Below are 25,571 nucleotides of genomic sequence, written 5' to 3' on the forward strand. Positions count from 1 at the left end.
TTCCTGTCCAATTAATTCACCATATCCTGCTTTGTAAATACTACAAACGAAATAATAAGGGAAACAACTGCCCAAATCGTTAAATTCATTAAAGAAAATCCCATCGATAGCCCTTGTAATGCAGGTAATTTTCCTGATAAATAATCCGTTAACGTTAAGTTCACACTAAAAATATATTTCGCACCTTCCCAAGATGTTGCGAATGAGCTTAAAATGCCTCCTGCAATTAATGCGGCTAGCATAACGCCCATACCAGCTGGTGTATTACGAATTAAAACAGAGACCATAAATGATATAGTTCCGACAACGATAGCAACAAACCAAGCTAATCCATACGCCATTAAGATGTATTGCCACTGCGGAATAAGATGTACAAAATTCGTATTTAATGTCTCCTTATCAATGACGAACCCTGTTAAAACAGGTAAGTTCCATCCAGAGTATCCAAATACAAGCCCGGATAATACATAAGCAAACAAACCTACAAGAAGCAGTATGAGTGAAATGAAAAATAACATCGTCACGTACTTACTAAGAAGTATTTTCCAGCGCCGGATCGGCCGCGTAAGTAACATCTTCATCGTCCCATCACTTCGTTCTCCTGAAACAATATCAATAGCAACAATCATTACAAGAAGCGGAATAAACAATGTAATTCCTTGCTCAATAAATGCTCTTACAAAAGTCGGTGCGCCCGGTGCCATCGGGTTAATATCATGATCTAAATAATATTGTTGTTGCTCCACTCTTACCTTTAACCAATCACGCCATTCGTCTGGCAACCTAGAGTTATTCAAACGGTTCTGTGAATCAACAATTTGTTGTTGTAATGAAACTTTCCAATCCGTTGTACCGAGTCTTTTTTGCGTCGTTTCTATTTCACGATACTGAGCATACACAAAAAGTGGGATCAAGATTGCTAAAATAAGCATGACAACAAAAATACGTTTCTTACGATAAATTTTCTCCGATTCATTTAAAACTAGATTCGCAAATTCACGCATGCTGCTCACCCCTTGTGAGTTCAATAAATAAATCTTCTAGCGTAAATACCAGTTCCTTAACGCTATGCACATCTATCCCATTTTCTACAAAGAGTTTATTCCAACTACTTATAGATGCAATATCCATGCGGCATAGTAATCGGTCACCTTCTATACTCACTTCCCTTACTTCCTCAGCATCTTCAAGCATATTTTTCGCCTTAGAGATCGGTGTAACAATCCATTCTACACGATCACTTGCTGTTTTAATTAACTCTTCAATAGGTGCAACTGTTATCATTTTTCCTTTATGAATAATAGCAACACGATTGCATATCATTTGTACTTCACTTAGCAAATGACTTGAAATAAATACACTCATATTTTCTTCTTTCACAAGCTTATGTATAAATTCCCTAAGTTCTCTAATTCCAGCTGGGTCTAAACCATTTGTTGGCTCATCTAATATGAGCAACTTGGGATTTCCAAGAAGCGCCTGGGCAATTCCAAGGCGCTGTTTCATACCGAGTGAGTATGTTTTTACCTTGTCGTGAATTCTTTCATCCAAATGAACCATTTGAGCAATTTCAAGAATACGTTCATCTGATATACCACCTAGCATACGGGCAAATTGTTTTAAATTTTCCCATCCAGTTAAATATGTATACAGTTCTGGGTTTTCAACGATACTCCCTATTTGACGCATCGCTTCTCTGAAATTTTCCTTAATAGAATAACCACCGATAGAAATCGTACCTTCTGTTTCTTTAATCAACCCAACTAACATTCGAATTGTAGTCGTTTTTCCAGCACCATTCGGCCCTAGGAAACCAAACACTTCCCCTTGTTTTACATCGAAGGAAATATTCTCTACAATTGTCTTCTTTCCAATTACCTTCTTCACGTCTCGTACGGAAAGTATCGTCGTCATTTTACCCCTCCTTGTTCTAGTTTTAATTTACTCGCAACATTTTGAACTAATCGGTCTGCCATATATGTATACCCTACTTCATTCGGATGAAAATGATCGGAGTATAATAAATCTTTCCCGCGATTTTGGAATAAATCAAATGTCGGTGTAATATATACATTTTTAGCATTTAGCGCTAATTTCTCTAAAGATGCATTCCAGTCTACAACGATGTTTGAAGAACCTTTTAAATCTTCTACATCTTCAAAAGGATTGTATAAACCAAGCCAAAAAATAGGGCTATCTGTATTTAACTTACGAATTTCTTCTATTATTTTCTTCGCTTCATTTTGGAACGTCGCTGTATCAGGACGGTATGTTTCTAAATCTATCTTTCCAAGCGATTCCCAACCTGGAAATAAATCATTTCCTCCAATTGTTAAAACGATTACATCTGCTTGCTTAATTGAATATTGAGCGCCACTACTCTCAATTTGTTTTAATAAGTCAGGCATTTTTGCACCACTAACAGCTAAGTTTGTTAATGCAACCTTTTGCTTATAATCTTTTTGTAAATCCTCTTTCATACGCCCAATATAGCCAATTCCTTCTTTATCACCAACACCACGTGTTAATGAATCACCTAAACTAACTATTTGTAACGTTCCCGTTTTCTTTTTCTCTTTTGCCACTACATCGGTCTTTTTTATTAAATTTGAAGCTTTCGGATTTAATACATCATTTACACCTGAAACAAAGCCATATGCAAATAAACAGAAAGATGCAATTGTAATGAGTAGAATTACTTTTACTACTTTTGATCTCATATCAAAACCCCTTTTAGCCCTCATAGATTGTCCATAATTATACCAAACGCAATTTTGAAAAGCGATTTTCACACCTTCTCCATTAAGTTGTTTCTCTATCTACTAACCCTGGTAATAACTCCACATGCTTCACATCTAATTTCTCTTCATTAATCTTTTCATATAATAATTCAAACGCTTTTATCCCGACATTTTTACTAGGATGTGAAATCGTCGTAATACCTAATATATCTGCTACCTCTTGATCATCACATCCGATAATCGTCATATCTTCTGGAATTTGAATTCCTTGTTTTTTCGCTTCTGTTACCATTCCCGCTGCAATATGGTTACAAGACACAAGAAACGCTGTTGGTTTTACCGACATACGAGCCCATTCCCTGACTACATTACGCCCATCTTCCACCGTAAAACAGCCCTTAAAATTCCATGCTTCTAACGGTGTTACGGCAATCTGTTGAAGCGAATCCTCATACGCCTGTTTTCTTCTTTGACTATTAATGCTATTACTTCTTCCGATGCAATATCCAATGTGTGTATGGCCGGCATCTATTAAGCTTTTCATACCGCGCGAAAAAACTTTATAGTAATCAATATGTACACTTGAAATGTATTTTGAATCTATTTCTTCACACATAACAATTGGACCAAATTTCGTATATTCTTCAAGCTTCTCCTTACTATTTGCTCGGGAACATATAATAACCCCATCAAGCTTTTTCATTTTTAGCATATTTAGAATTTCTAATTCTCTTTCCTCACTATAATTCGTCTGACAAAGCATCATATTATAATTATTCTGTGCTGTTTCCTTTGATATTCCCTCAATAATAGCGCTATAATATTGATCATTTACATGCGGCAATAAAACACCGATTACATTAGTTTTTCCTTTCACTAAATGAATTGCATTTACATTTTGCGTATAATTTAATTCTTCTATAATTGCCAAAATTTCTTTTCGTTTCTGTTCATTTACGTACGGATGATTATTAAGTACACGCGAAACTGTTGAAACAGATACCCCAGCGAGTTCAGCAATCTTTCTTATATTCGTCATCTCATTTTCCTCTTCTCACAAAAATTCTCCCTTGACCTGGTAAGCTTTTCACAATATATCCTTTCCTAGCAAATACATTTTGAAAGGATATACAACTATGCTTCGATTCAAATTAGAATATATATTTTTCATTGGCGGTTTACTCATTCTCGCCATCGGTATTAATATGATGACGACAATTACTTCCTTTGGACTTAGCCCTTATGATTCCTTCTTTATTGCACTATATCAAAATTTCGGCATAAGTATTGGTTTTTGGATTTTCATGATTAACTTTGTTTTTACCCTTATCGTACTCTTTTGGGACAAAAAACAAATTACAATCGGCACAATTGTAACGATGATTCTTATTTCTCTTTTTGTTGATTGGGTTGGTTCTATTACAACTATTATGGACGCTATCCGCTCTCTTCCAAAATATATAACACTTATTTGTGGAAATCTATTCATCGGAGCCGGAATCGGCCTTTACGTCTCTACAAACCTTTGCGCAGCACCCCAAGAGGCTTTCGTTTTAACTGTTGCTGAGAAAAAGAAATGGACGTTTAGAAGAACAGAAATTTCATTAGCTTTTTTATTTTTAACATTAAGCTTCTTATTGGATGGGCCAATCTATTTTGGAACAATTATCTTATCCTTTACAACAGGTTGGATTATTCAAGCATTTATTCAAGTTGGTACGCAAATTTTAAATAGAAAAAAACCTATTAAGCAAGCCGCTTAATAGGTTTTTTCGTTTTATCCCGCTATTTGTGGGCAGTAAAACTCCCACCTCAAAATCCAGCGAATGCAAAGAAGTTAGGTGGGAGATAACTGCCCCTAAATGCCCGATTGGTGCGGGCTGATAATCAGTGGGGGATGGACAAAACCCCCACTGATTAAAGTTTCACTTTATGATAAGAGATACTACTTAGCATCTCCTTCAATTCGATAGTTTGCTTTCAAACAATCTATTTCTTCATACGATTGCAATGTATGTAGAATGTAATCGTAATCTGCAAGAGAAGCACGATGCGTTACAATTACGATTTCTGCTTTCCCTTTCTCTTCAAGCGGCATTTGAATAATCTTTTCAAAGCTAACACCGCGCTCTGAGAACAATGACGTGATTTTTGCAAACACACCAATTTCATCTTTCACATGTAGTCTTAAAAACTTTTTCACAACAATTTCATCTGGCTCTTTTAATACTTTTTTATACTGAGGAGATACCGCACTATTTCCGTTTACACCTAACCTAATATTTTGCATTACAGCAACTAGATCTGACACAACAGCTGTCGCTGTCGGTAAGCTTCCTGCTCCCGGTCCATAAAACATCGTTTCTCCTACCGCTTCACCATACACATACACAGCATTATATTCATTTTGCACTGCCGCAAGAGGGTGTGTATTTGGAAGTAACGTTGGTTCAACTGTAACCTCTAATTTTTCACCATCTCGCTTTGCAAGACCAATTAATTTAATTGTATAGCCTAAGCTCTTACTATATTCAATATCTTCTGCTGTAATAGAAGTAATTCCTTTTACCTTCACATCTCCAAGCTCTACATTTGTAGAGAAACCGAGAGTAGCCAAAATCGTCATTTTCCTTGCTGCATCTAAACCTTCTACGTCTGATGTTGGATCTGCTTCTGCAAATCCAAGCTGCTGAGCTTCTTTTAACACGTCGTTATATGCTCTCCCTTCGTCTGACATTTTCGTCAAAATAAAATTTGTCGTTCCATTTACAATTCCCATTACTTTCGTAATAAGATCTGAAGAAAGTCCTTCTACGATGCTTCGTAAAATCGGAATTCCTCCGGCTACACTTGCTTCATAAAACAGATCAGCCTTATTATCCTTTGCTACCGCTAATAATTCCGCTCCGTGTAACGCCATTAAATCTTTATTTGCAGTCACAACGTGCTTCCCACTTTGTAAAGCTTGTAAAATATATGCTTTTGCATCATCAATGCCGCCCATTACTTCGATGACAACATCAATATTAGGATTATCTAAAATTTCATTCACATCTTGTGTTAATAGAGTAGAAGGTACTTCTACTTCTCTCTCTTTCTCAATGTTCTGCACTAGTACTTTTGTTACTTTCACAGGACAACCTACTTGGTGTATAAGTCGTTCTTGATGATCTGTAATAATACGAACTACACCGCTACCAACTGTCCCAAGGCCTAATAAACCAACTTGAATTTCTTTCATAATACTGTCCACCCCTCAAAAATTGTGTTTAGATGAAATTATATGAGTAAAAAATCTGAAAAACAATGTTTTTTGAACATTCGGAAAAATATAAGTTAATCTTTACAAAGAAAACGTTGCCACGTGTTACACAATCTTTTTTTATAATACATAAGGGGTTTCTTGATACACGTAATAATTCAACCAATTAGAGAATAATAAATTCCCATGACTTCTCCACCTAACAAGCGGCTTCTCATCTGGATTATTATGTTTAAAGTAATTTCTTGGCACATCAATATTTAATCCTTTTTGGCAGTCCCGTTCGTATTCTTGCTTTAACGTATCACAACTATATTCACTATGTCCGAGTGCAAAAACTTGCCTTCCCTCTTGCCCAATAACAAGATGAACACCTGCTTCTTCAGAATTGGCTAATAACGTTAATTCTTTTACGTTTTCAATATCGCCCTCTCGTACTTCTGTATGACGAGAATGCGGAGCAAAAAATACTTCATCAAACCCTTGTAACAATTTCACATGTTGCTCACGAACCTCATGTTCAAATACACCAAACATTTTTTCCGCAAGAGGATACTTCGGCACACCATAGTGATAATACAAACCCGCTTGTGCCCCCCAGCAAATATGAAGCGTGGATGTTACATTCGTTTTTGAGTACTCCATAATACGCCCAAGCTCTTCCCAATAATCTACTTCTTCAAAAGAAAGAGTTTCAACTGGGGCTCCTGTAATAATGAGTCCATCAAATTTTTCATCCTCAATATCACGGAATGTTTTATAGAAGCTCGTTAAATGTTCCTGCGCTACATTACGAGACAGATGTGATTCCATATGAAGTAAATGAACATCTAATTGCAGTGGTGTATTTCCAATTAGACGCAGTAATTGCGCCTCTGTTTCTTGCTTTGTAGGCATTAAATTTAATATAGCAATTTTCAAAGCACGTATATCTTGCTTTTCTGCTCGCTCCTTCGTCATTACAAAAATATTTTCCTTCTGTAATACTTTGCGAGCTGGTAAATCTTTATCAATTATGATCGGCATGTTGTTTGCCTCCGACTAGCGCTGCTTCTAAATCTGCAATAATATCAGAAACATCTTCTATACCAACCGATAAACGAATTAAATCAGATGTAACACCAGCTAAACGCTGATTTTCTGCACTTAATTGTCTGTGCGTCGTACTAGCAGGGTGTATGACGCAAGTTCTTGCATCAGCTACATGCGTTACGAGCGTTGCCAGTTTTACATTTGCGATAAATTCTTTTGCTGCTTCTAATCCGCCTTTAATACCGAATGTTAAAACTCCACTAGCACCCTTTTTCAAATACTTTTGTGCTAATGAGTAATTTTCATTACTATCTAATCCTGGATAATTCACCCACTCAATACGATCATGATTAGCAAGCCACTTAGCAACAGCGAGAGCATTTTCGCTATGGCGCTCCATTCGTAAATGCAATGTTTCCAGGCCAATATTGCTAATATATGCATTGAATGGGCTCATACAGTTTCCATAGTCTCTTAATAACTGAACGCGTGCTTTCACAATATAGGCTGCTGCTCCAAAATTTTGAACATAGCTTACACCGTGATAACTCGGATCTGGTTCAACAAGCTCAGGATATTTTCCATTTGTCCAATCAAAGTTTCCTCCGTCAATAACAATGCCGCCTAAAGAGCTTGCATGACCATCGATATATTTCGTCGTTGAATGAACGATAATGTTTGCCCCATGTTCAAACGCCTGGCATAAATAAGGCGTCGCTAATGTATTATCAACGATAAAAGGTATTTCTAATTCTTTTGCTGCCGCTGAAAGTTCTTTGAAATTCAAAACGTTCATTGCTGGATTTCCTAGCGATTCTGCATAAACGAGTTTTGTCTTATCATTAGCAAGTGCCGCAATTTCATCTGCTGTTAAATTTGGATTAAAGAACGTAACATCAATGCCAAGCTTACGTAAACTTACTCCAAATAAATTAAATGTTCCCCCATAAACTGTTGAAGAACAAAGAAGATGGTCTCCACTACTACAAATATTTAAAACTGCTAGCATAATGGCCGCCTGCCCAGAAGCTGTCGCAACAGCCCCTACACCGCCTTCTAAATCTGATAACTTTTGCTCAAATGCAGCTAAAGTAGGATTTCCAATACGCGTATAGATATAGCCTTCTGCCTCTAAATTAAATAGTGCCGCTAAATCATCTGAAGTATCGTATTTATACGTTGTACTTTGATAAAGTGGCAAAACACGCGGTTCACCATTCTTTGGCGTATAGCCACCTTGCACACAAATTGTTCCTTTTCCCCATGATTCTCCCATCTCTCATTCTCCTTTCTTTTATCCCGCTACTTGCGGACAGTAAGACTCCCGCCTCAAAATTCAGCGAATGCGAGGAAGTTAGGTAGGAGATAACTGCCCGATTGGTGAAGGCTAATAATCAGTGAGGGAGGGACAAAACCCCCACTGATTAAAGTTTCACTTTATGCAAAATAAAAAACTGCCCCTTTCCTGAAAACAAGAAAGGAGCAGTTTGAAAACACGCTCTAAAGGCTCTTTCTTATCTCTCAGGATTATTACCTGCAGGATTTGGCACAATTCCGCTATACGGCTGTTGCCAAGGTTTCGTCGGGCCTGTCCCTCCACCTTTTCTTGATAAGACTATGCAATTACCGTTGATTTTATAGCAATAATTTCCTGATGTCAATCGGTTTTTCTGAATGTTCTAAATTAAACGCAAGAACTTTAATATAAACAACAAAAGAAATATATTCCATATTCATTTAAAAAAGACCTTTTAAAAACCTCGATCAATATATAGAATTAAATAAGTAGTTTAAGCGTATAGGTTCAAGATTCTCATGAGACTTCAATATATTGAATAAGCCAACCTCTCAAAAAGATACTATATATATTCAATTCATTTCACACTAGCATATTTAATCCTTTCTACATTAAAACTTACATAACGGAGGTATAACATGACAAATAAAAAAGACATGCACTATATACTCGTCCTATATGGCATTCTTTTAGGCTCTATAGTAGGGGCTACAGTTTGGTTATTTTTAGTTACGCTAAATATCGGAATCCACTTTATTTGGGGATATTTACCTAACGTTTTCTCCTCTCCCCCTTATTACACTCTTTGTGTAACAATCATCGGCGGTATCCTCGTTGGTTTAACACAAAAATACTTCGGTACATATCCACGTCTTATGCCAGAAGTAATGGGTGAATATAAAAAAACAGGTAGAATTGAATACCGTTTTGTACATAAAGCTACTTTAACTGCGCTTATCGTTTTAATATTTGGAGCTAGTCTAGGTCCAGAGGCCGCACTTGTTGGAATTATCGGTGGACTTTGTACATGGGTAGGGGATCGCTTTAACTTCGCTTTAAAGGGAATGAACGAACTAACAGAAGTTGGAATTGGTGCTACTTTAAGTGTAATTTTTAATGCACCATTATTCGGTTATTTAGCTCCGAATGAAAATGAGGGTGAACAAATTAATGGGTTTTCTAAAAGAAAAAAAGCAATTGTATATTTAACTACTACTTTTGCTGGTTTTTCCGTTTATTTATTGCTTAGTAAACTCGATAATCGTGGATCTTTTATTGTTGATTTTGGGGAAGGATCTCTTTCAATCAATGAATGGATCGCCTTTCTCCCTCTTGCTTGTATCGGTGCTATCGTTGGTTTCCTTTATTTCAAAGTAGAATTTACATTAGAGAAAATTATCCATCCTTTCCGCGAATACAAACTAACACTTGGAATTATAGGTGGGGTTTTATTAGGAATTGCGGGGACTTTCCTCCCATACACATTATTTTCTGGAGAACATCAATTGAAAGATTTAGTTGTTGAATGGAGCAATTTATCTTTTTGGGTATTACTTCTTTCAGGAGTTTTAAAATTATGTATTACTGCCGTTTGTTTAAATACAGGTTGGCGCGGTGGACATATCTTCCCAATTATATTTGCTGGATCAAGTATCGGATTCGCGATGGCTTCCATTCTTCCTATAGATCCAATCGCATCTGTGGCCATCGTAACAACAGCAATCTCAAGCTATGCGTTACGAAAGCCAATAGCTATAACCTTGTTATTACTTATGTTTTTCCCGCTCAATTTACTATTACCAATGCTTGGAGCGGCAGCGATTGGTAATGCATTTCCACTTCCTAAAAACAACGAAGCTACAAACGAATAAAAATAGGCAGTAGGGACAAAAGTTCCACTGCCTATTTTTATCCCGCTATTTGTGGGCAGTAAGACTCCCACCTCAAAATCCGGCGAGTGCGAGGGAGTTAGGTGGGAGATAACTGCCCGTAAAAGCCCGATTCGTGAAGGCTAATAATCAGTGGGGGATGGACAAAACCCCCACTGATTAAAGTTTCACTTTATTACACACGCTGCTTTAATAGCGCGTATAACTCTTCAAAACTATGCACTTCATATGTTGGCACAATCTCGCTATTATTTGGTTTCTTTTCTGGATTAAACCAACAAGTATCAATTCCCGCTACATATCCACCTTTAATATCGGCACTTAACGAATCCCCAATAATGAGCCCTTCTTCAAAAGCAAAGTTAGGAATCCTTTCAAAAACATAATCAAAATACTCTTTCAGCGGCTTTTGGAATCCCGTATCTTCAGAAACAAAAATATCTTTAAACAATGAATGTAATCCTGCATTACGTAAACGTTTATCTTGCGTCTTAGAAATACCGTTTGTCACTATATATAAATCATACTCACTTTGAATTTGATTTATAAATTCAAATGCACCTTGCATGAGTTGGTTTCCTTCTTCTAAGTAGCTACGATAATTATTTTCGAATAATATCCCATCTACTTCTTCCCCGTACTCTTTAAACAAAATCGAAAATCGTGTATTTACGACTTCATCACGGTTTATTTCACCTTCTTCAAAAGCATCCCAAAGGCTTTTATTAACTTTTTTATACTGCGCTTCAACCTCGCTAGTTAAAGGAATCCCTTTCTCTTCAAAGAGCATACGTAACGCCACTTTCTCCGCCTTCTGAAAATCTAACAATGTATCATCTACATCAAATAGCAATGTTTTATATTTTTTCATAAACCCCTCACACTCCCTTTTCTACAAAAACAAATTTACATAAATCGTATCATTCTTCCTTGTAAAAATAATAGGAGATATCTCATACTACAAACAGGGGTGAAAATATGAAAATCAGTAAAAATGAGAAAGAAATTTATCAATACATGCAAATTCATCAATTCCATACTCTTTTTTCCTTTCATGTCTTACCATTTGTAGAACTACATTCTTTTCAAAAGAAAGAGATGATATGTAAGGAGGGAATCGATCTCCCTTATCTCTATTACTTAATTTCCGGGAAAGCAAAAATATATATGAGCCATAAAAATGGGAAAGTCTCTTTAATTAATTTTATTCAAGCACCTTCATTCATTGGGGAATTAGGATTAATTGGCGTAGAATCTGTTACGAAAGCGGTTGAGGTGATTGAAGATTGTATTTGCTTAGCGCTCCCTCTTAAAGATTGTCAGCATCTTTTATTGCAAGATGCTACCTTTCTACAGAAACTATGCAAATTTATTGGAGAAAAAACAATTACCCGAACAGAAAATTACGCCAAAAACTATAGTTATCCGTTTGAAAACCGATTAGCTGCGTTTATTTTATTAACGGAACAAAATAATTGCTATACCGAAAAACATACTGAGGCCTCAGAATACTTAAACGTCAGTTACCGCCATCTTTTATATGTATTAAACCAGTTTTGCCAGCAAAACTATTTAAAAAAAGAAAGCCGAACATATTATATACAAGATCGAAATCAATTAGAAAAACTTGCTGACGAGCTGAAAATATAAAAAACAGCATTAACATAAAAGTTAATGCTGTTTTTTGAGTGGCGATTATAATTTCAATTAAAATTTGCTTGCTACTTTAGCTGCTTCTTCAAGACCTGCAGTAATGATTTCTTCTGCTTTATCTGGGAATTGGTTATGTCCCTCGATAACTACTGTTTCCATTTTTGTTGCACCGAAGAAGCCCATCATGCTTGCTACGTATTTAACAGCCATTTCCATTTCAGCTGCTGGTCCTTCAGAATATACGCCGCCGCGTGCATTTAATAACGCAATTTTCTTATCTCCAATAAGTCCAACTGGACCTTCTGGTGTATATTTAAACGTTTTACCAGCACGATTTAAATAATCAATATACGTGTGTAATACGGCTGGAATCGTTAAGTTCCATAATGGGAAACCGAAAACAACTTTATCAGCTTCTAAGAATTGATTTAAATACTTATCAGCAACTGCTACTACTTTTGCTTCTTCTTCTGTTAAATCAAATCCTCTGCTTGCTTTGAATGTACCATTAATCATGTCTACGCCTACATATGGTAATTCTTCTTTATATAAATCAAGTTCTACTACTGTATCATTTGGATGTGCTTCTTTATAGTTTGCTAAAAATGCCTCGTATAATTTCACACTTACTGCTTGTTCCGCTGGGCGGTTGTTTGCTTTTACAAATAAAACTGTTGCCATGATTCTTTTCCTCCTACTACTCACTCTTATGTTGTTATATATTACTTACGAAAAAGGGCTACTCCCTTGTAATTGTTGTTGCTTACAAATACATTTTATCTTTATATCAAGACAATTTCGTCCTCACATAGACGTATTTTTCCATAAAAAAAGTCCACCTTCTAAAGGCGAACTAGGTCTTACAACTTTAGTCTTATACAATTCCATTTTTCACTGCATATAATGCTGCTTGTGTGCGATCTGATAAATGTAACTTACTCAAAATACTACTCACATGAGCTTTTACCGTTTTTTCCGTAATAACTAAAACAGAGGCAATTTCTTTATTACTCATCCCTTTCGCTAATAGCTGCAATACTTCATTTTCTCTCGCTGTTAACACATCCACTTGAACGGAAGGTTCTTCTTCTTTCTCTTCCTCCGGTAATGTTTGAGAGAGAAGAGCATTTGCTATCTCCGGATGTAATTGAATATTACCTTTATACGCACTTCGAATAGCTTCAACAAGTTGGTCTGGTTCTACATCTTTTAAAATATAACCACTCGCTCCAGCTTTCAATGCTGGCAATACATGAGCCTGATCAGAAAAACTAGTTAAGACAATTACTTTCACGTTTGGATATTCTTTTTTAATACAAGCTGTCGCCTCAATCCCATCCATCTCAGGCATATATAAATCCATTAGTACAACATCAGGATTTGTTTCTCCTACTTTCACTAACGCTTCTTTTCCATTATTGGCTTCCCCAACTAATTCAAAATCTTCCTGTGTACTTAGAAAAAACGCTAATCCTTTTAAAACGACTGTATGATCATCAACTAACAATACTTTTATTTTCACAAACTTCCCTCATTTTCACATCATAATGGTACATTTACTTTTACACTTGTTCTTTTCTTATCACTTACAATTTTAATTGTTCCACCAACTAATTCTACTCTTTCACGCATCGTAGTCATACCAAGTGATTTCTTCTCTTTTATATCCTTTTCTTCAAAGCCGTTTCCTTGATCGATTATTTCTAATGATACATTTTTCTCCGTCACCTTGAAATAAATCGTCGCTTCTCGTACATTCGCATGCTTACTTACGTTATTTAAAGATTCTTGTCCAATTCGCCATAGCGCTTCCTCTACTACGCGTGGCAAATCACGAACACCAGTAACCTGTTCCCGAATTTTCAATCCCAAACTTTCGCCATATTGCTTTAGAGCTGGTAATAACCCTTTCTCTAATCCTGCCGGACGAAGCTGCCAAATCAAGGTCCTCATTTCTTTCAAAGCACCTTGCGCTAGTTCACGCATCTCATACAAAGAACTATCTACCTTTTCATTTTGGCCTTTTAAAACAGCTTCAGCACCCTTCGTCATAAAAGTTAATGAAAATAATTTTTGTGATACAGAGTCATGCAAATCTCTAGCTAAACGATTACGTTCTTCCATTCGTACAAGCTCTCGGCGTTTTTCATTTAACCTTAAGTTTTCTATCATTAATGATATATGATTTGCTAAAGCCTGTACTACATCTATCGTATTTATATCAAATTCTCCATTATTAGAACTTACACTTAATGCGCCAAATATATGATTTTGAATATGTATTGGAATGGCAATAACTGCACTATTAGGATGTGCTATATTACTAACCTGACTCTTTAACAAAACAGGTTCTTCTTTTTCCAGCGCTTCCTGTGCCGCTAACTTCAAATCTTCTTGTAGCTCATCCATCTTATAAGAAGCCCTTACAGCAAGTTCATTTTCTTCTCTAATGAAGAATACAACTTGCTCCCATAAAAATAATTTCCCTATTTGTTCTACAATCCCCTCTGGCAATGCATTAAATTTATGAATCGCCCTTAAGGCTTGAATAAAACGCTCTAATTTCACATAATAATGCGCTCTTCGCTTTTCATTTTCATATAGTTTTGCCCGCTTTAAAGCCGTTCCAATTTGGAAAGCAACGGATTGGAGTAGTACTAATTCTTCTTCCGAAAAATGTGTTTTACCTGGACTTGCTACATTTAATACGCCAAACTTTTCTCCTCCAGCTTTTAAAGGAACCGTAGCATGATGAAGAATTCCTTCCGTATCTCCCCAATTATATTCAATTGCATTATTAATTCTTTTACATTCAATAATATTAACAGCTCGTTTTAATTTTCCATCTACAAAGCCTCGTAAACACCAACACTCACCTTCACACATCGGACGTTTATTTTCATATGTAAGTGCCTCTGGTAATTGGTAATCGATTAACTTCGTATACTTCCCATTTTCATCCGCAAGAAAAATCCATCCTGTCGTTAAACCTGTTACACTTAGTAATTTTTCTAGGACCGCTTGCAATACATGGTAGGTATCATTTGAGGTATTCAACGTTTCTGCAATCTCTTTTAATATAACTAATTCATTTGTACGATTATCTCGAAACATATCAAGTCTCCTACATACAATATTTTAAATCGCTTCTCAAGTAAATCATCTACTTTTCACTTTGTACTTATTCGTAACATTGATATAATAGTGAAAACATAGTTTTCATTATATCACTTGAGGGGGCTTTCATAATGACATTAAATAAGGCACTTACAATCGCTGGTTCTGACACAAGTGGCGGTGCTGGTATACAAGCAGATTTAAAAACATTCCAAGAACTTGGCGTATATGGAATGACATCTCTTACGACAATCGTAACAATGGATCCACATAACGGTTGGGCACATAACGTATTCCCAATCGCAGCGTCTACATTAAAACCACAATTAGAAACAACAATTGAAGGTGTTGGCGTAGATGCTTTAAAAACAGGTATGCTTGGATCAGTAGAAATTATCGAAATGGTTGCGGAAACAATTGAAAAGCACAATTTCAAAAATGTAGTAGTTGATCCTGTTATGGTATGTAAAGGGGCGGATGAAGCATTACACCCTGAAACAAACGACTGCTTACGTGACGTTCTTGTTCCAAAAGCATTAGTTGTAACGCCAAACTTATTTGAAGCGTATCAATTAAGTGGTGTAAAAATTAATTCTCTTGAGGACATGAAAGAAGCTGCAAAGAAAATCCATGCTTTAGGTGCTAAATACGTACTAATTAAAGGTGGTAGCAAGCTAGGCACAGAAACTGCTATTGATGTGTTATATGACGGCGAAACATTCGATCTTCTAGAATCAGAAAAGATCGATACGACAAATACACACGGTGCAGGTTGTACATATTCTGCTGCAATTACAGCAGAACTTGCAAAAGGAAAATCTGTGAAAGAAGCAGTAAAAACTGCGAAAGAATTCATCACAGCTGCAATTCGTCATTCATTTAAGATTAACGAATATGTAGGACCAACACATCACGGTGCATATCGTAAATTCGTTGCACAGAAAGAGCTTGTCTAATAATAAATTAAAAAACATACTAAAACCGACAGAGCATTCATTGTTCTGTCGGTTTTAGTATGTCTTGCAAAAATGTTTTAAAGTACTCCCCAAATTCCTATGATGCTGAACTAACTTGGTTTCTACCATTTCTTTTTGAATAATATAATGCATCATCCGCTGCTTGAATAAATTGCTCAGGTGATTTTTTATACTCTGAAATCCCAACAGAAACTGTAATTTTAATTTTTTTCCCGTTTTTCAGTTGGAATGAATGCTTTTCAACAGCTAGTCGAATTTGTTCCCCTATACGAGTTCCAAATGCTAATCCCTTTTTCGGTATCAACAGGGCAAATTCTTCGCCACCCTTTCGAAAAACCAAATTAGGGAATGGTCCATTCTCTAACAAAATACGCCCTACTTGTTTTAACACTTCATCCCCAGCAGGATGACCGTATGTATCATTTACATACTTAAAATGATCAATATCGATAAGTAATAAACAGAGTGAACCATTTTTCATATACTTGTTATCAATATGACGATTCATCTCTAAATCAAACTGTCTTACATTTCCTAGATTCGTTAATGCATCTATCGTTGCATAATGCCTCATCGTTTGAAATAATTCATTCGATTGTAATACATAACTTGCACTTACAAATGTGATGTATCCTGCAACAATACTACAAACAAAATATAATACCACTACAGATACATCCTTAAATAAAATAGACAGTGGTAATATTAAAATAGACAAGCTATACACATTAAGCCATATCCACTTTGTAAATATAGAAATTTTCATCCGCCAAATGAAGACAATACCAATTCCGGTTACTATGATAGTATAGCAAGCTAATTCAGAGGCTAAAGAGTAATCAGTAAAAAGTAGCCGGGTTACTAAAATGATAGCAACTGTTATACTACTGGCTATCGGCCCCCCAATTATAACTGCCAAAATAACTGCCAAGTAACGTAAATCCAACAGACTATCTTCAATATGTACACCAAAATACATTAATAATACCCCTAATATCCCAGTAAAAATACCTACTACACATTTTTGCCAAACAGCGAATCCCTCTTTTAACGGCTTATCTCTTAAAAGCTGAGCACCCACAAAGATAAAGGAAAGAATAATTGTCATATTTACAAATAGATCTCTGAACATAAAATAATCTCCCTACTTTTTCTTTTCCATCTATCCCTTTCTATATGCTATTGTATTATGGAATCCCTATAATTCCCAATATTTTTTATTTTACTGTTCCACGTGGAACAGCAAAATAAAAAAGGAGACGAAATTTCGTCTCCTCCATTAGCAACATCGTGATATCTTTCCGCCTTTTGCATTAAATCTAGCTTCTTGTGCCTCAGCAAAAAATTGCTTTTGACATAGAATTTTCTCTTCTGGGTGATGCGCTTTCATATGATTTACATACGTTTCATAACTTGGAACTCCAACAAGTAAACTAATAAATTGCTTTCTCTTTCCCCATACGTTCCGTAAACTTTTAAGCATAGTTCCTCGACTCACTTTCATCTCTAGGAATATATGGCGCCTCTTTTAGCGGCATTGGCTTATTTCTTAATACTTGGATCCAAATTCGAAGTGCAGAAATTAATACAGCGATTACAACTATCATAAAAATCCCACAAAGTGCTGCATCAATATAATCATTGAAAATAATTTGCTTCATCTGAGCGACATTTTTAGCTGGCGCTAACACTTTCCCCTCATCTAATGCTCCCTGAAACACCTTTGCATGGGATAGAAATCCTATTTTAGGATTTTCATGAAATAGCTTTTGATAACCAGCTGTCATGGTTACAATAAGCAATCCGACAGTTGGAATAAGTGTCACCCAAACATATGCTTTTTTCCCCATTTTGAACAAAATTGTCGTTCCAAGTAATAATGCAATACCTGCTAACATTTGGTTTGCAATACCGAAAAGTGGCCATAGCGTATTAATTCCACCAAGAGGATCTACCACCCCTTGATATAAAAAGTACCCCCATCCTAGTACACATAGTGTTGTAGCTATCACATTTGCTAATGTAGAATCTGTTTTCGCAAACGGCTTATATACATGACCTAAAATGTCCTGAATCATAAATCGCCCTACACGTGTTCCAGCATCAATCGTCGTTAAAATAAATAGTGCTTCAAAAAGAATCGCAAAATGGTACCAAAATGCCATCATCGCCGTTCCGCCTATTACTTGTGAAAATATATACGCCATACCAATTGCTAATGTTGGTGCGCCACCTGTACGTGATAAAATGGTCTGTTCTCCGACATTAACAGCAAGTTCTTTTAATTCATTCGGTGTAATAGCAAATCCCCATGAGGAAATAACTTGAGCTGCTTGTGATACATCAGTTCCAATTAGTGCTGCTGGGCTATTAATTGCAAAATAAGTTCCCGGTGTTAATACACAAGCTGCAATCATAGCCATCGCTGCTACAAATGACTCCATTAACATTGCTCCATAACCAATTGGCTGTGCATGTCCTTCTTGTTCAATCATTTTCGGCGTCGTACCTGATGAAACGAGAGCATGGAATCCAGACACAGCACCGCAGGCAATCGTAATAAATAAGAACGGGAATAAGTTGCCTGAGAAAACAGGACCTGTTCCATCGATAAATTGCGAAACTGCTGGCATTTGTAAATCTGGTGCTACAATTAAAATTCCGATTGCTAATCCAAGTATCGTTCCTATTTTTAAAAATGTACTTAAATAATCGCGTGGTGCAAGAAGCATCCAAACTGGTAATGCTGATGCAATGAATCCATATACGATAAGCATAATAGCAATTGTCTCACCACTAAAAGTAAACATACTTGCAAGCGTCGGATTTTCTGCTACATATTGTCCTCCAGCAAGAGATAAAACTAGCAGAATAATACCAATTGCTGATCCTTCTCCTACACGTCCTGGCCTAATGTAACGCATATAAACTCCCATTAAAATAGCAATTGGAATCGTTGCTGCGATTGTAAACATTCCCCATGGACTTCCAACGAGCGCTTTCACGACTACTAAAGCTAATACCGCTAATAAAATTATCATAATACCTAAAATACCAATCATTGCAATTAATCCTGTAACAGGACCAATCTCATCTTTAATCATTTCTCCTAATGATTTACCGTTACGTCTCATCGAAGCAAATAAAATTACAAAATCTTGTACAGCTCCAGCAATAACTACTCCAACAATAATCCAAATTGTCCCGGGTAAATAACCCATCTGCGCCGCCAAAATCGGGCCTACTAAAGGACCTGCTCCTGCAATCGCTGCAAAGTGATGGCCAAATAAAACCCATTTATTTGTCGGAACATAATCCTTCCCATCGTTTAATGTATGAGCAGGTGTTTGCCTATTATTATCTAGTCCGAAAACTTTCCTCGCTATAAATCTACTATAAAAGCGATAAGCAATCGCATACACTGATACAGCAGCAACTAATAGCCATACAGCATTAATTGTTTCACCTTGAGATAAGGCTATTACACCAAAAGCAAATGCTCCTAATGCTGCAATAACTCCCCAAAGTAAAATTGACTTCAACGTTTTCACATACAATCCCCCCATTACTACTTCTTAGTGGAGATTGTACTAAATTTTCTGAATATTTAAGTTAAATCCTCCTTATCATGAAGGATTTCTAGTTTATCATGTTAAAATTCTCTCATTACTTGTCATAGTTCAATTTTATTTCGAAGTCGTTTTACATAATTACGACTTACTGGAATCGGTTGCTCATCGTACCCGTCTAAATACAAATTATACGTGCCATTATAATAAGGTTTAAGTTCTTGTACATATAACATATTAATTAAATAACTTTTATGTACACGTAAAAAATCGTATGTATTAAGCTTATTTTCTAATTCCTGAAGTGTATATGTTGAAATATAATGATTATTCGTTGTATAAATTGAAACTGTTTTATTTTCCTTATTTTTACTTACATATATAATATCTTCTGGAAAAATATATCTAATTCCCTCATGACCTTCTATCGGCAGTTTACGCAAATGGCTCTTTGCTTTCTCACTTTTTTCTTTCCCCATTTTATATAAAATGAATTGTAAATCTTCTTCACGAAATGGTTGCAATAAATAATAAAATGCTTGGAAACGAAAAGCTGTAATTGTCTCTTCTATATCCTCACCAATAAAAATAAATTTTGTATAACAATTCACTTCTCGTAACAAGCTCGAATATTCAAAACCAGTGCCGTCTACTAGTTGCGAATTTAAAAAAACAAAATCAGGTGTATGTTTTTTCATTATTAGCAAAGATTCTGTTCCGGTTCTCGCTTCAAAACATTCTACATTTCGAATGTTCTCAGTAAAGTACTCAACTAATTTTCTTCGCTCTTCTGTCTCTTCCATGATAAGTAAAATTTTCATTTATCCAACCACCTAATTCCTTTGTCCATATGTCTTGTTGTATACATTCGCTTTAGTAAGAAACAATCCCTTTTTCTTACTATACCATTATTTATCTAAAAAAACAGAAAAAAGGAAACCACTTTGGTTTCCCCTTTTCTTTTATCCCGATTGGTGCGTGCTAATAATCAACAGGGAATGGACAAAACCTCCACTAATTGAGGTTTCACTTTATACCAATTCCTGCTGCTTCGTTTCTTTCCCAAGTATAATCACAGCAAGTGCCCCAATTAAAATTGATCCACAGAAAATCGTAAATATTAGCGATAGTGAAGCTTGTGAAGCAACTAAATATCCTACTAATAGTGGTCCAAGAATACCCCCAATACGTCCAAATGCCGCTGCCATTCCTGCGCCTGTACCGCGAATAACTGTTGGATACTGTTCAGGTGTGTAAGCGTATAATGCACCCCAAGCACCTAAGTTAAAGAAGGATAATAACATACCCGCAACTATTAATGCTGTTAATGAATCCGCGATTCCGAACACATAAGCACTACATGCTGTACCAATTAAATACGTAACCAATACAAATTTACGACCAAGACGTTCAATAAACCATGCTGCTGTAAAATATCCTGGTAATTGAGCTAATGTCATAATAAGTACGTACTGGAAACTTTTTATTAAACTAAAACCTTTCAGTACCATTACACTAGGTAACCAAAGGAACATTCCATAATAGGAAAAGACAACACAAAACCATAAAATCCATAACATAATTGTTGCTTTACGATACTTCCCAGACCAAACCGATTTTATATTCTCAATAATGGATGGCCTTTTTTCAACCTTTTGAAACCTTGGAGAATCGGGTAAATTCCATCTTAAATATAAAGCATATAAAGCCGGAACTGCACTTAATACCATCGCAACTTCCCAACCGTATTTAGGAATCACAAAGTACGAGATAAGAGCTGCAATTAACCAGCCACCAGCCCAAAAGCTTTCTAATAGTACAACTATTTTCCCACGTTCGTGCGCTTCAACACTCTCTGATACAAGGGTAGATGCAACTGGGAGTTCTCCGCCGAGTCCCATACCAATTAAAAAGCGTAACACGAGGAACATTGTGAGTGTCGTCGTTAAGGCTGTTAAGCCACTACCAATAGAAAATAGTAATAATGTAATAATGAAGACCGATTTCCGTCCTATTTTATCTGATAGTACCCCAAAGACAAGCGCTCCTACAGCCATACCAATTGAGTTAATACTACCTATCCAACCCATCTCTTGAGTACTTAATCCCCAATCTTTTTGCAACGCCACTATTACAAATGAAAGCATTCCAACATCCATTGCATCAAATAGCCATCCAAGCCCTGCTATACCAAGTAGCTTTCGCTTCGAAATTTCTTTTACCTTGCTCACAAGAAGTCCTCCTTACACAGCTGTCTTTACACATCATTTTACATGTGTGTATTGTATAAGTAAAATACTTTCGTGTAAAAAATTCTCCTTCATCATTCCCCCAAAGTAAAATATTTATCCCGCTATTTGAGGGCAGTAAAACTCCCACCTCAAAATCCAGCTGGAGCAAAGAAATTAGGTGGGAGTCTGGCTGCCCGTAAACGCCCGATTGGTGAGGGCTAATAATCAGTGGGGGATGAACACCCCCTACTGATTAAAGTTTCACTTTATCAAAAATAAACAAATAAAAAAGTAGCGATGTTCCGCTACTTTTTTGAACGCATTACTTCTTTTAAAAACTCAGCTAGTACTAACTGACGACGCCAGCGTGTTGGATTACTACATAATCTGTAAAACCACTCTAAGTGGATAGCTTGGATCCATTTTGGCGCACGTTTTACCTCTCCAGCCCACACATCTAAACTACCGCCTACTCCAACAGCCATTTTCGTTTCTAAACGATGCTTATTGTTTTGGATAAAGTTTTCTTGTCTTGGGAAGCCCAGCGCAACAAGTAATAGATCTGGTTTTGCTTCTTGAATACGAGAAACAATATTCTCTTCTTCTTCTTGTTTAAAATACCCATCTTGTGTACCCACAATAGATACAGCCGAATATGTCTTCGTTAAATGATTAGCTGCAGCTTGTACAACATGTGGTTTTGCACCTAATAAGAAAACAGATACTGGTTTATTCTCTTCTGACAACTTCGCAAATAAATTACACATTAAATCGAAACCTGCTACACGTTCTTTCACAGGTGTACCAAGCATACCACTTGCTTTTACAACCCCAATACCATCAGGTGTAATTAAATCTGTATTTAATAATGTTTTACGGAATTTCTCGTCCTTTTTTGCACACATAACAATTTCAGGGTTTGCTGTTACTACCTGAAAAGTATGAGTTCGCTCCAATTCTAGTTGTTCCTTTAAATATTGGACCGTTTCATCCATTGTCATTGTAGAAAAAGGAACGCCTAGAACATCAACTGTTTGTACTGCCATAATTAACTATCCTCTCTATTATTAAAGGTTTTTCTCTATTAATCGATTATATGTCTCTTTCGTATCTTCATATAACTTTTGTAGTGAGAAGTTCATAGTAGCATGTTCGTAAATATGTTTTCCCATTGCTGCTAATTCTCCTGTTTTCCACTTATCATATGCCTCTTCTAATGCCGACGCTAATGCTTTTCCATCACCAGTTGGCACAATCCACCCGTAAGTTTCATCTGCGATTAACGGCTCGATTTCTCCCGCCCTAGTCACAATTGATGGTACACGTTGATTTGCTGCTTCTAATAAAACTAACGGAAATCCTTCGCTATGGGAAGTTAATAAATTTACATGTGATGAAGCAAATAATTGTTTCACATCTTGACGGTGCCCTAAAAATTCAACTTTATCATTAATTCCTTTTTCAGTAGCTAACGCCTTTAACTCTCCTTCTAACGGCCCGTCACCAACTAATAATACTTTAATCTTCTCCAATTTTGTTTGTTGTAACGCATCGAATAAAACTTCATGTCCTTTAACAGGATGCAGACGTGCTACTTGGATTGCCGTAAACACATCTTCATCAATATTAAACATTTCCTTTTTATTATAGCCAGCTGCTTTTTCCTGATCATATTCAATACCGTTATAAATAACATGCATCTTTTCATTTGAAATCCCTAATGCCGCTAAGCTTTTTTTCAACCTATTCGTTACAACAAAAAATAAATCTATATTTTTTAAAGCTTTTAAATTTAACTTAGTAAAAATCCAACCTTTTAGGCCTTGTTTAGTAAAGTCTTGAAATGGATCACTATGAATTGTCGTTACCCATTTTGCCACGAATTTCTTTTTCATTAAAGAAACAAAGAAATTTGCCCTAGGACCGTGTGTATGAACTACATCAAATTTTTCTTTATTAATGAATTCACTTATGTTTTTTAAAATGGATAAATCATAGCGAGATTTTTGTGAAAACACATGAACTTTTATCCCTAGCTCTCTTGCTTCTTTCGCAACAATTCCATCTTCAAATACTGCTAATTCTACTTCACCATCCGGAAACTGATCGAGCAGTGAAATAATATGTGTTTTTCCTCCACCATCTTCTGCTCCTGCATTCATATGCAATATCCTCATATTTTTTCCTCCTTTAAATCCTCGCTACATTTCCATCTATCTTTATTTTACTGTACTAAAAAATAAAAGCTAACAAAAGTTAGCTTTTATTTTTATCATTCAATTTCTAGATCTACAATTAGATAAGCTAACACCACTACAAAGTAAATACCCACTCCTGGTGCTGTCAAAATATGTCCTGCAATGTACGCAATGCCTAGTGCTAATAATAAGCTTGCTGAAATCATTCCATATTTTATATTAAATATTTCCTTAAATCTTGTAACAAATGCTAGTAAGATTCTTAAGCCGTAATAAATAAATGGAATCATCATTAATGCAAAACCAATAATTCCGAAATCATAAAACCAATCATGGAAGTCCATTTCTATTAACTTCGGATCTGGCTCTTTTTGTTCATTATACTTAAAGTTACCTGCGTAACCCATTCCTAATAATTTTTGTGACATTGGCGCTTCCTTAAAGAATTGCTTATGTCTTTCTTCATATACTTGACGTCCGCTGAAAATAAGATTTTCTTGATTTTCTTTCTTTTGCTCTTTCTCAACCTCTTTTTTAACTTCCGCTTCTATCTTTGCTTTTTCTTCCGGTTTTTCAGCTTTATGTTGTTTTTCTTCTTTTTCTTTAATTTCTTGTTCTTTTTTTATTTTCTCTTTAATTTCTTGTTCTTTTTGCCCTTGTTGTGCTACATTTTGTTCTGATAAATAGTTATTATGAATACCCATATTTTGTGCTAATGGTGTCTTTTTAAACGTTCCAACTACACCAACTAATAGGACAATAGCAATTAATGCATTAAGTACAAGAGCTTTTTTGTTTGGATTTTTTCTATCAAATAATAATTGTAGTACAATAATCCCGATTGCTGCCGCTAACGTAGCACCAATTGAGCCCATTCCTACCTTCGTTCCAACTTGAATTAAAGAGTAAATCATTAACAGCGATGGAATCCAATATAAAACGTGCTTCACGCTCTTTGTTTTTTGAATAGAATATAGTACCACAATAGGGAAAATAATAGCTAAGATTGACCCAAGTTCATTACCTGCATAGAACCATCCTCGGGAACCAACTTTCATCCACTCATAACTTCCAAAATCTGTAGAAGTTGTAATAGAAATAACCATAACAGCATTAATAATTAATGTTGAATACACAATGTTATTTCTAACTTTATCGCTAATATTTACTGTCTTCTTCAGTGATTTTAAAGCTAAAATGTATGAGCTGAGCATAATATATATATACAATGCTTTTCCAATGAATTTAACTTCTTCTGCGAGTACAATAGGACTCTTGATTAACTTGTTATTAATAAATCCTATTCCTAATACAACTCCTAGTAATACAAGATAAATCAAAAACTTCCTATTTTCTCTTTCTTTTGCCTGAATTAAAATATAAATGCCACCCATTGCCATAATGAGGAATCTTACCATAATTCCAACTGTCGCATTTACTTTTAATAACTCAATGCTAAGAGACGTTAATAAATCTAAAACAGGCTGTAAAATAATAAAAAAGAGCAAAAAATGCTCAAATCTAACCCTAGCTTGATTTGCTAACATTCCAAGACCTCCATACAAAATCTTCACATTATCTTTTAATCATAGTTTTCTACTGTTT

General features: G+C 35.8%; 23 protein-coding genes and 1 riboswitch. Of the genes, 4 read left to right on the forward strand and 19 right to left on the reverse strand.

The window, feature by feature from the left end:
• Positions 1-11: 11 nt before the first annotated feature.
• The 4 genes from LUS72_RS26705 to LUS72_RS26720 are packed head-to-tail and all read right to left on the reverse strand — an operon-like array spanning position 12 to position 3,780.
• Positions 12-1,004 carry an ABC transporter permease subunit gene (locus LUS72_RS26705; RefSeq protein ID WP_097831419.1) on the reverse strand — a complete coding sequence of 331 codons (993 nt, stop codon included), beginning with the start codon at positions 1,002-1,004 and terminating at the stop codon, positions 12-14.
• Positions 997-1,914 (reverse strand): ABC transporter ATP-binding protein, encoded by a 918-nt coding sequence (locus tag LUS72_RS26710; RefSeq protein ID WP_097831418.1) that lies wholly within the window; start codon positions 1,912-1,914, stop codon positions 997-999. Before LUS72_RS26710 ends, LUS72_RS26705 begins: the two co-directional genes overlap by 8 nt.
• A complete protein-coding gene (locus LUS72_RS26715; protein ID WP_141533519.1) occupies positions 1,911-2,792 on the reverse strand; it encodes an SGNH/GDSL hydrolase family protein in 882 nt (293 codons plus the stop codon). Before LUS72_RS26715 ends, LUS72_RS26710 begins: the two co-directional genes overlap by 4 nt.
• Positions 2,793-2,802: 10 nt before the next feature.
• Positions 2,803-3,780, reverse strand: coding sequence for a LacI family DNA-binding transcriptional regulator (locus LUS72_RS26720; protein WP_264448479.1), 978 nt, complete (start codon positions 3,778-3,780; stop codon positions 2,803-2,805).
• A 97-nt stretch (positions 3,781-3,877) separates the two neighbouring features.
• Between LUS72_RS26720 and LUS72_RS26725 the strand changes: the two genes are divergently transcribed.
• Positions 3,878-4,504, forward strand: a complete 627-nt coding sequence (locus LUS72_RS26725) for a YczE/YyaS/YitT family protein (protein ID WP_097831415.1) — start codon at positions 3,878-3,880, stop codon at positions 4,502-4,504.
• Between the two features lie 182 nt (positions 4,505-4,686).
• On the opposite strand, the gene LUS72_RS26730 is transcribed toward LUS72_RS26725, so the two are convergent.
• The 3 genes from LUS72_RS26730 to LUS72_RS26740 form a co-directional block, all read right to left on the reverse strand.
• A complete protein-coding gene (locus LUS72_RS26730; RefSeq protein WP_097831414.1) occupies positions 4,687-5,982 on the reverse strand; it encodes a homoserine dehydrogenase in 1,296 nt (431 codons plus the stop codon).
• 141 nt (positions 5,983-6,123) lie between these two features.
• Positions 6,124-7,029 (reverse strand): homoserine O-acetyltransferase MetA, encoded by a 906-nt coding sequence (gene metA / locus LUS72_RS26735; protein WP_097831413.1) that lies wholly within the window; start codon positions 7,027-7,029, stop codon positions 6,124-6,126.
• The gene (locus tag LUS72_RS26740) at positions 7,013-8,311 is read right to left on the reverse strand and encodes a bifunctional O-acetylhomoserine aminocarboxypropyltransferase/cysteine synthase (protein ID WP_097831412.1); all 1,299 of its coding nucleotides are present in this window, start codon (positions 8,309-8,311) and stop codon (positions 7,013-7,015) included. The genes metA and LUS72_RS26740 overlap by 17 nt, the downstream gene beginning before the upstream one ends.
• A gap of 235 nt (positions 8,312-8,546) precedes the next feature.
• A riboswitch (SAM riboswitch) is annotated at positions 8,547-8,651 on the reverse strand.
• A 319-nt stretch (positions 8,652-8,970) separates the two neighbouring features.
• Here LUS72_RS26740 and LUS72_RS26745 point away from each other — a divergent pair.
• A complete protein-coding gene (locus LUS72_RS26745; protein WP_097831411.1) occupies positions 8,971-10,203 on the forward strand; it encodes a chloride channel protein in 1,233 nt (410 codons plus the stop codon).
• A 193-nt stretch (positions 10,204-10,396) separates the two neighbouring features.
• Here the strand turns inward: LUS72_RS26745 and LUS72_RS26750 are convergent, their stop codons facing one another.
• Positions 10,397-11,092 (reverse strand): YjjG family noncanonical pyrimidine nucleotidase, encoded by a 696-nt coding sequence (locus tag LUS72_RS26750; RefSeq protein WP_097831410.1) that lies wholly within the window; start codon positions 11,090-11,092, stop codon positions 10,397-10,399.
• A 107-nt stretch (positions 11,093-11,199) separates the two neighbouring features.
• Here LUS72_RS26750 and LUS72_RS26755 point away from each other — a divergent pair, with 107 nt between their 5' ends.
• A complete protein-coding gene (locus tag LUS72_RS26755) occupies positions 11,200-11,871 on the forward strand; it encodes a transcriptional regulator YeiL (protein ID WP_097831409.1) in 672 nt (223 codons plus the stop codon).
• A 57-nt stretch (positions 11,872-11,928) separates the two neighbouring features.
• Here LUS72_RS26755 and LUS72_RS26760 read toward each other — a convergent pair whose 3' ends face one another.
• From LUS72_RS26760 to LUS72_RS26770, 3 genes are all read right to left on the reverse strand, one after another.
• On the reverse strand, positions 11,929-12,555 hold the full coding sequence (locus LUS72_RS26760; protein WP_097831408.1) for an FMN-dependent NADH-azoreductase: 627 nt from the start codon (positions 12,553-12,555) through the stop codon (positions 11,929-11,931).
• Positions 12,556-12,748: 193 nt separating this feature from the next.
• Complete coding sequence (locus LUS72_RS26765) at positions 12,749-13,396, reverse strand: response regulator (protein WP_097831407.1); 648 nt, start codon at positions 13,394-13,396, stop codon at positions 12,749-12,751.
• A 20-nt stretch (positions 13,397-13,416) separates the two neighbouring features.
• A complete protein-coding gene (locus tag LUS72_RS26770) occupies positions 13,417-14,988 on the reverse strand; it encodes a GAF domain-containing sensor histidine kinase (protein ID WP_097831406.1) in 1,572 nt (523 codons plus the stop codon).
• Between the two features lie 134 nt (positions 14,989-15,122).
• Between LUS72_RS26770 and pdxK the strand changes: the two genes are divergently transcribed.
• Positions 15,123-15,947 carry a pyridoxine/pyridoxal/pyridoxamine kinase gene (pdxK, locus tag LUS72_RS26775; protein ID WP_097831405.1) on the forward strand — a complete coding sequence of 275 codons (825 nt, stop codon included), beginning with the start codon at positions 15,123-15,125 and terminating at the stop codon, positions 15,945-15,947.
• 97 nt (positions 15,948-16,044) lie between these two features.
• Here the strand turns inward: pdxK and LUS72_RS26780 are convergent, their stop codons facing one another.
• The 8 genes from LUS72_RS26780 to LUS72_RS26815 form a co-directional block, all read right to left on the reverse strand.
• Entirely contained in the window at positions 16,045-17,100 is a 1,056-nt protein-coding gene (locus LUS72_RS26780) for a diguanylate cyclase (RefSeq protein WP_097831404.1), read from the reverse strand.
• A gap of 147 nt (positions 17,101-17,247) precedes the next feature.
• Positions 17,248-17,451, reverse strand: coding sequence for a YbdD/YjiX family protein (locus tag LUS72_RS26785; protein ID WP_097831403.1), 204 nt, complete (start codon positions 17,449-17,451; stop codon positions 17,248-17,250).
• Positions 17,444-19,519 carry a carbon starvation protein CstA gene (gene cstA / locus LUS72_RS26790; RefSeq protein ID WP_097831402.1) on the reverse strand — a complete coding sequence of 692 codons (2,076 nt, stop codon included), beginning with the start codon at positions 19,517-19,519 and terminating at the stop codon, positions 17,444-17,446. The genes LUS72_RS26785 and cstA overlap by 8 nt, the downstream gene beginning before the upstream one ends.
• Positions 19,520-19,641: 122 nt before the next feature.
• Positions 19,642-20,358, reverse strand: coding sequence for a LytR/AlgR family response regulator transcription factor (locus tag LUS72_RS26795; RefSeq protein ID WP_097831401.1), 717 nt, complete (start codon positions 20,356-20,358; stop codon positions 19,642-19,644).
• 210 nt (positions 20,359-20,568) lie between these two features.
• Entirely contained in the window at positions 20,569-21,768 is a 1,200-nt protein-coding gene (locus tag LUS72_RS26800) for an MFS transporter (RefSeq protein WP_097831400.1), read from the reverse strand.
• A gap of 305 nt (positions 21,769-22,073) precedes the next feature.
• Positions 22,074-22,814 carry a WecB/TagA/CpsF family glycosyltransferase gene (locus tag LUS72_RS26805; RefSeq protein WP_097831399.1) on the reverse strand — a complete coding sequence of 247 codons (741 nt, stop codon included), beginning with the start codon at positions 22,812-22,814 and terminating at the stop codon, positions 22,074-22,076.
• Positions 22,815-22,835: 21 nt separating this feature from the next.
• A complete protein-coding gene (locus LUS72_RS26810; protein WP_097831398.1) occupies positions 22,836-23,945 on the reverse strand; it encodes a glycosyltransferase family 4 protein in 1,110 nt (369 codons plus the stop codon).
• 95 nt (positions 23,946-24,040) lie between these two features.
• Positions 24,041-25,513: an O-antigen ligase family protein gene (locus tag LUS72_RS26815; RefSeq protein ID WP_264448480.1), complete on the reverse strand. Its 1,473-nt coding sequence runs from the start codon at positions 25,511-25,513 to the stop codon at positions 24,041-24,043.
• Between the last annotated feature and the right edge of the window lie 58 nt (positions 25,514-25,571).

This window comes from Bacillus cereus (genome assembly GCF_025917685.1).
GTDB lineage: Bacteria > Bacillota > Bacilli > Bacillales > Bacillaceae_G > Bacillus_A > Bacillus_A cereus_AT.

Bases quoted from the DNA above. Each gene is read 5' to 3' on its own strand.
- LUS72_RS26705 (WP_097831419.1), bottom strand. From the start codon at position 1,004: ATGCGTGAATTTGCGAATCTAGTTTTAAATGAATCGGAGAAAATTTAT.
- LUS72_RS26710 (WP_097831418.1), bottom strand. From the start codon at position 1,914: ATGACGACGATACTTTCCGTACGAGACGTGAAGAAGGTAATTGGAAAG.
- LUS72_RS26720 (WP_264448479.1), bottom strand. From the start codon at position 3,780: ATGACGAATATAAGAAAGATTGCTGAACTCGCTGGGGTATCTGTTTCA.
- LUS72_RS26725 (WP_097831415.1), top strand. From the start codon at position 3,878: ATGCTTCGATTCAAATTAGAATATATATTTTTCATTGGCGGTTTACTC.
- LUS72_RS26730 (WP_097831414.1), bottom strand. From the start codon at position 5,982: ATGAAAGAAATTCAAGTTGGTTTATTAGGCCTTGGGACAGTTGGTAGC.
- metA (WP_097831413.1), bottom strand. From the start codon at position 7,029: ATGCCGATCATAATTGATAAAGATTTACCAGCTCGCAAAGTATTACAG.
- LUS72_RS26740 (WP_097831412.1), bottom strand. From the start codon at position 8,311: ATGGGAGAATCATGGGGAAAAGGAACAATTTGTGTGCAAGGTGGCTAT.
- LUS72_RS26745 (WP_097831411.1), top strand. From the start codon at position 8,971: ATGACAAATAAAAAAGACATGCACTATATACTCGTCCTATATGGCATT.
- LUS72_RS26750 (WP_097831410.1), bottom strand. From the start codon at position 11,092: ATGAAAAAATATAAAACATTGCTATTTGATGTAGATGATACATTGTTA.
- LUS72_RS26755 (WP_097831409.1), top strand. From the start codon at position 11,200: ATGAAAATCAGTAAAAATGAGAAAGAAATTTATCAATACATGCAAATT.
- LUS72_RS26760 (WP_097831408.1), bottom strand. From the start codon at position 12,555: ATGGCAACAGTTTTATTTGTAAAAGCAAACAACCGCCCAGCGGAACAA.
- LUS72_RS26770 (WP_097831406.1), bottom strand. From the start codon at position 14,988: ATGTTTCGAGATAATCGTACAAATGAATTAGTTATATTAAAAGAGATT.
- pdxK (WP_097831405.1), top strand. From the start codon at position 15,123: ATGACATTAAATAAGGCACTTACAATCGCTGGTTCTGACACAAGTGGC.
- LUS72_RS26780 (WP_097831404.1), bottom strand. From the start codon at position 17,100: ATGTTCAGAGATCTATTTGTAAATATGACAATTATTCTTTCCTTTATC.
- LUS72_RS26785 (WP_097831403.1), bottom strand. From the start codon at position 17,451: ATGCTTAAAAGTTTACGGAACGTATGGGGAAAGAGAAAGCAATTTATT.
- LUS72_RS26795 (WP_097831401.1), bottom strand. From the start codon at position 20,358: ATGAAAATTTTACTTATCATGGAAGAGACAGAAGAGCGAAGAAAATTA.
- LUS72_RS26805 (WP_097831399.1), bottom strand. From the start codon at position 22,814: ATGGCAGTACAAACAGTTGATGTTCTAGGCGTTCCTTTTTCTACAATG.
- LUS72_RS26810 (WP_097831398.1), bottom strand. From the start codon at position 23,945: ATGAGGATATTGCATATGAATGCAGGAGCAGAAGATGGTGGAGGAAAA.
- LUS72_RS26815 (WP_264448480.1), bottom strand. From the start codon at position 25,513: ATGTTAGCAAATCAAGCTAGGGTTAGATTTGAGCATTTTTTGCTCTTT.